This is a genomic window from Rhodoplanes sp. SY1, assembly GCF_046000175.1.
Lineage (GTDB): Bacteria > Pseudomonadota > Alphaproteobacteria > Rhizobiales > Xanthobacteraceae > Rhodoplanes.
On the sequence record NZ_JBEOMB010000180.1, the window covers coordinates 1 to 5,309 of the forward strand.

The 5,309-nt window shown below is 59.5% G+C and carries 3 protein-coding genes; all 3 read right to left on the reverse strand.

The features are described 5' to 3' along the window. Positions 1-288: 288 nt before the first annotated feature. Complete coding sequence (locus tag ABTU92_RS27605; RefSeq protein WP_408094791.1) at positions 289-3,555, reverse strand: glycosyltransferase; 3,267 nt, start codon at positions 3,553-3,555, stop codon at positions 289-291. A gap of 129 nt (positions 3,556-3,684) precedes the next feature. Beyond that, the gene (locus ABTU92_RS27610) at positions 3,685-4,563 is read right to left on the reverse strand and encodes an FkbM family methyltransferase (RefSeq protein ID WP_408094792.1); all 879 of its coding nucleotides are present in this window, start codon (positions 4,561-4,563) and stop codon (positions 3,685-3,687) included. Positions 4,564-4,584: 21 nt separating this feature from the next. Continuing rightward, positions 4,585-5,309: FkbM family methyltransferase (locus ABTU92_RS27615; RefSeq protein WP_408094793.1), on the reverse strand; the 725-nt coding region annotated here is incomplete at its 5' end.

Consider the following 5,309-nt stretch of genomic DNA (forward strand, 5'->3'; position numbering starts at 1 on the left):
GGATCCATTTCAATAACGCGCGATTGGCACCTAGTCGATAAGCGCCTCCAAAGCGTCGAGTGACGACCGATGCGACCTGGTCCAGAACCGAATTGAAGCGTCTCCGGACCGATCCGCCGCCGTGACATCGCCCACTCCACATCCGCTCTGCGGATCAGCGAGTCAGATATTCGGTGCGTGGTCCAGAGCTATCCGCGGACAGGTCTCATCCCGTCCCTGCCGATTGGGAATCCCTCGCGATTCAATTAGATTGGGAACCATATAATTACTCCTGACTGAAGCTCCGCTTCACCTCGGATGATCAGCTGCTAAATCATCCCCTAGCTTCCGAATGCAAGGTCGTGCAGCGCCATTCTTCGGTATCGCTGGCCGGCCGCCCAACGCCTCAAGTGCAAAGTCAACGCGCGGCGTCGATTTCCCCTCATCGGAAAAATCGAGGTGGATAGGTTGGACCACCATCGGCACAGGCAGGCCGGTGGAGGCAGGCGCGGCGTTGATGAAGCGCGCGATACGGGAGAAAAGATTATAGTCCTCGATCACACGGCGCTTGGACTCAAGGATCGCGTCGCGACGCCGCACATGGAGATCAGAGTTCACCACCTCGTCGATTTGCGCAAAAACTTCAGGATCATCGGGGTCGATAACCACGAGTGATTCTGCGGGAAAAAAATCTAAAATGTTTGGGCAGCCAACATAAATCGGCATGGCCTCGGCTACGAAACAATCCATAATCTTTTCGGTGAAATAGTAGCGCTCGATACTGTTCTCGAAAGCGATCGAGTAGCGATATGGCGCGAGTGCCTGCCACTTGTCCGCAATTGGTCGGAACCCTCTGCCGAACAGGTCGAACTCCATGCGTCCGCGAAGTTTTTCAAGAAATCTCAGTCGCCTGTGATGCCCCGCCACCATTGTGAGATTGCTGGTGATCCAAGAGAGCCGGCCCGGTTTCTCGGCCACGACCGTGCGGGCGAGTTCGTGGAGGGGGCGTCTCATCGACCAAGTACGCGTCATGCAAGGAGTCAGCACGAAACGTCGAGCGGGATTGCGCGAGGCAGCGAGTTCCTCGTCCGAGGTCATCACCGTCGTGCCGCACCCTTGACCAAGCTGGAGTTGGCGGAACGGCATTGTCGGAGGCTCGCCGACGGCGAACAGGACTCGATCCGGCGATACCTCGAAGCGAGCGGGCGACGCGCCCGGATGATTGAAGACGACGTGCCAATCGGCTGGGCGCGTTTCGTCGCGCACGAACGCCACCCCGTCCACCACGCCGCTGCCTCCAGGCGTCAAGTATCGCAGGGCTTCATCGAAATCATACCAGTTATCGTGGCAGCGCGCGACGATTCGCGCCGGCGCGGTCTTGACCGCCGGCGCGCCGGGCACCTCCTTCAACACCACCTCAAACAGCCCCGGTGCGGAAGACGCTATTGGTTCAAGTTCCGCGGCTGGGGCCCTAACAGGCGTAGATTGCGGCGTACGGAGCACGCGGCGGCGATTCCTGGCATGGAACAGCGCTATGCTCGCGGCGCGCCGGAGCAGCGGCGCGCCGGAGGAAGCGAAGACTGACCGACGCAGCGCCTTCGGCGAATAGAGTGGTTCACCAAGGTTCTGGACGCTTCCTGGCGGCGCTATCCGCTCCAAGAAGTCCTGGAGCGCATGGTCCAAAGGAAGAGCTGAGCGCAAACGCCCGATGGTCAAGGCAACCCGCCGGCGGATCAGGAAGCTCTCCGGAAACCCTACGAATCGACGGGCACCGATCGCCTCTCGGGAGAATACCATCGCCTTGCCGGTCGACGGATCAATGACTGCCGAGCCGACAGCGTTGCACCCCGGATGGGTGGCCATATGGGTCACCAGGGTTTCAAGGCGCTGCGGAGCCGAAACGGCACCCGGCGAATGCCACAGTACGTAACGGCCGAGCGAAGCGTCGAACAGCGCATGCGCACGGTCTGTCACCGTAGCACAAGCGCAAGTATCCACGATGCGGGCCCCTCCCGCAGACAACAGCCGCTCCGCCGTAGCGCGCATCTTCGGCGAAAGCTTTGGACCGAGTGATGCGACGATCTCGTAATCCGTCATGGTTTGCGCGCCGAGTGCTTCGAGGCAGCTTTCTAGGCGGGGTTCATCGGTCCCCACATCGATGAGCACGGAAACCGTATTGCCGCTCGTATACTGCGCATAATATCCGATATCAGGTACATTGACGATAGACCCTTGCCGATCAAGCTGATTAAGAATTTCCTCAAGGCTCAGGGGTCCCGCCAGATTTCCATCCTGCGCGAGCAACCGCTCAAGCGCGTCCCGGCGAAAGCCGAATGACGCGGCATGACCGCTGAACCTGCCGTTGCGGAAGGGCACTGTTTCGAAGGTCTGCGAGAGCAAGACGTCCTCCTCATCGACGACATTGATGGCCGTACCGATGGCCAACGCCTCGGGATGCGCCAAGACGGCGAGGAGGAACATGTACAAACGGGTCTCGCGCGAATATCCATTGGCGCTCTGCCAAAGAATAAAACTTCCGCGCGTCGAGGCGAGAATATCCGCGATGATGCGCCGGCTCGGCCAATCGGGCGAGATCTCGCATTCAATGACTTGCACGCCGTTCAGGATCTTCCGGCTACCATCAGGCAAACGCCAGCCCGGTGCATGCGCGACGACGACCTCGAAATTCCGGAAATTCTGGCGCGACAACCACCGGCAGCACCGCTCGAACGCGCCGAGATTGATTCCGGCGGGAACGGCGAGAAGAAGGGAGATTAGCGGCGGAGCATCCCCGATCGGCGCCGAGACCACTTCGACCCGGGTTTCGGCCGCCAGCGCCGTCTGGCGCAGCAATGCCAAGTCGCTGATGGCCGACGTCGTATCATTCGCCCGCATGGCATCGATTGGGTCCGGCCGTCCGGCACGCCGCTCTTCCGCAGCGAGCCGCGCGACCACGCCGAGGCGACGGATCATGGCGGCGTTGATCTTCGCCAAGCCGTTTCGCACACGATACACGTAGAGAATTTCGTCGAGCGACGTGACCTTCGCATGGTCTGCTATTCTCAGAAGCCAATCGCCGTCCTCGCCACCGACGCGAAAACCGCCGGCCTTTTGGGCAACCGACACTCGCGCCATAATCGTCTGGCACGCGATATAGGGATCTCGGCGCTGCCGCTCAGAGTCTTTGGGGAAGAACTTCGCATCGTAGACATAGAGCTCTTCATCGGCGAGGGCGATCGCGGTTCCAACCGCACCGACGGCAGGGTGCTTCTCAAGAAACTCCAACTGTCGGGCGAGCCTGTCGGGCAACGAGATGTCGTCGCTGTCCATCCAAGCCAAGAACTCACCAGAGGCGGCGGCAAGCAGCGCATTGCGCGCGGCGACGACGCCACGGTTCTTCGAGAAGTTCGGCAGCAGGCGCACACGATCGTCACGCGCAACAAAGTCCGAGATGGCTGCGCGTGTTCCGTCCTGCGAGCCGTCGTCTTGGATCAGCAGTTCGAAATTGCTGTGGCTTTGCGCTAGGATGCTCTCGATGGCCGCACCAATGTAATGCTCGACATTGTAGGCCGGCATCAGCACGGAGATGAGCGGAATTGGCGACGAACCTCCGGCCGCGGGTCGCGAAAAGCCAGTCATAACGATCCGTGCCCAGTTTTGCCGCCAATCCAGAACCGGTTTCGCCCCGCTCCCTAGGGTACGGAGCTAAGCTTGCATTGCGTCGAACTCTGAACGGCGACAGAATATGAAGTCGAAGTCGACAGTGACGGTCCCCCGGATGGAAAAGTTATTCTTGCAGTAGATCAGCGTGAATCCGGCATCTTCCAGCAGCGACATTGCTCTCGGAATCCGCATGTCACCATTATAAAGAGCAACACCCGACAATTCAATCTGGACGAGTTTAAATGCACCAAGGTACTTACCAGCCGAGCGTAAAGCGCGCTCCTCAAACCCTTGGACGTCCAGCTTTAGCATTACGCGACGGGAGAGATCGGCTAGAACCTCGCAGTAAAGCGTATCGAGCCGCCGGACGGCGACTTTCTCCTTGCGCTCGGGCTTCGCACCGCCAGTCAGCCGGTCGAGCATCTCGGTCTTCTGCAGGAGCGACGAGACCTCGCCATTGATGACGATCTCCGCCTCGCCATCGAAGTCTCCGATGGCCATGTTGAACATGCGCCAGCCTCCGTAATGCGACTCGTACTGCTTCATCACCGCGAACTCTTCACTCAGCGGTTCGTATGAATGCACCTCGCCCCTGTAGCCAGAAAAGCCGAGCAGGGTAGAGGCGTATTGGCCCGTGTTGGCCCCGCCGTCGATAACAAGGTCGATCTTGAATTCGTTGGTCAGCTGGCCGAGCTGCCGTAGCCAATAGTAATGTATCGTCCGCGCGTTGACGAGATCGAGCGCATCGGCGCCGTGTCTTTCGACGAAGCTCGCATATTCCTCTCCGAGCTGCGCCGGCCCCCCAGCCGCCACCCACGCGGCGTGGAGATGCTCACGCGGGGTCGCTGGCGGCCGAACCCCATATCCTTCCGGCGGAGCTCCGAACAGGCGGGCGGCTTTTGCTTTCAGGAATTCGAACAATTCAGCGCCCTCGAACCATGTTCATGAAATGACCAGAGCTCGCCAAGCTGCCAGGCGTTCGGGACGGACAAAGTAGCAGTCGAAATCAGAGACAACATCGAAGGCGCGGACCAAACCGTGTTTGGCTAAAAGCTTCTCGAAGGTAGCAATGCGAGCAGTATTGTGATTGTGCTCGATACTCATTGCTTGCACGTTCCATCGGTCGAGCGACAACCCGTCGAGCACCTGCACCTCGGCGCCTTCCACATCGATGCTGATGTAGTCGATAATGTTGGGCGCGCCGGCTGCAGATAGAATATCATCAAGGGTCTGCGTCTCGACCACGATCTCGCGGGCGGAGTCGCGGTTATGGCCATCGCCCGGTGACACGCTCGCCACTACTGAGAGGGCTGAATCGGCGACCGACTTGAAACGAAGCATTTCGCCGCTCCGAGACCACGCCGCCTTCTTTACAAGTGTGCCGGCTCGCGTAGCGAGCGTGGCGTAATTCGTCGGGTCGGGCTCGATGAGGAGGCCGCGCCAACCGTGGTCGCGCTCAAGCATTAACGTATTGGAAAGATACTCGCCGTGATGAGCGCCCACCTCGACGAAATAGCCTTCGCGTTTGAAGCCACTCATTGCTAGCGCGAAAACGTCCTGACCGAGCTGCGAGGAATAGTGGCCTCTGGTGGAATTTAGATATTCCAGAAATTTGAGTTGGTCTTGAAGGCCCTCGTCATAACGCAGGGGAATCGCGTTTGAAGTAG

Bases quoted from the DNA above. Each gene is read 5' to 3' on its own strand.
- ABTU92_RS27605 (WP_408094791.1), bottom strand. From the start codon at position 3,555: ATGCCGGCCTACAATGTCGAGCATTACATTGGTGCGGCCATCGAGAGC.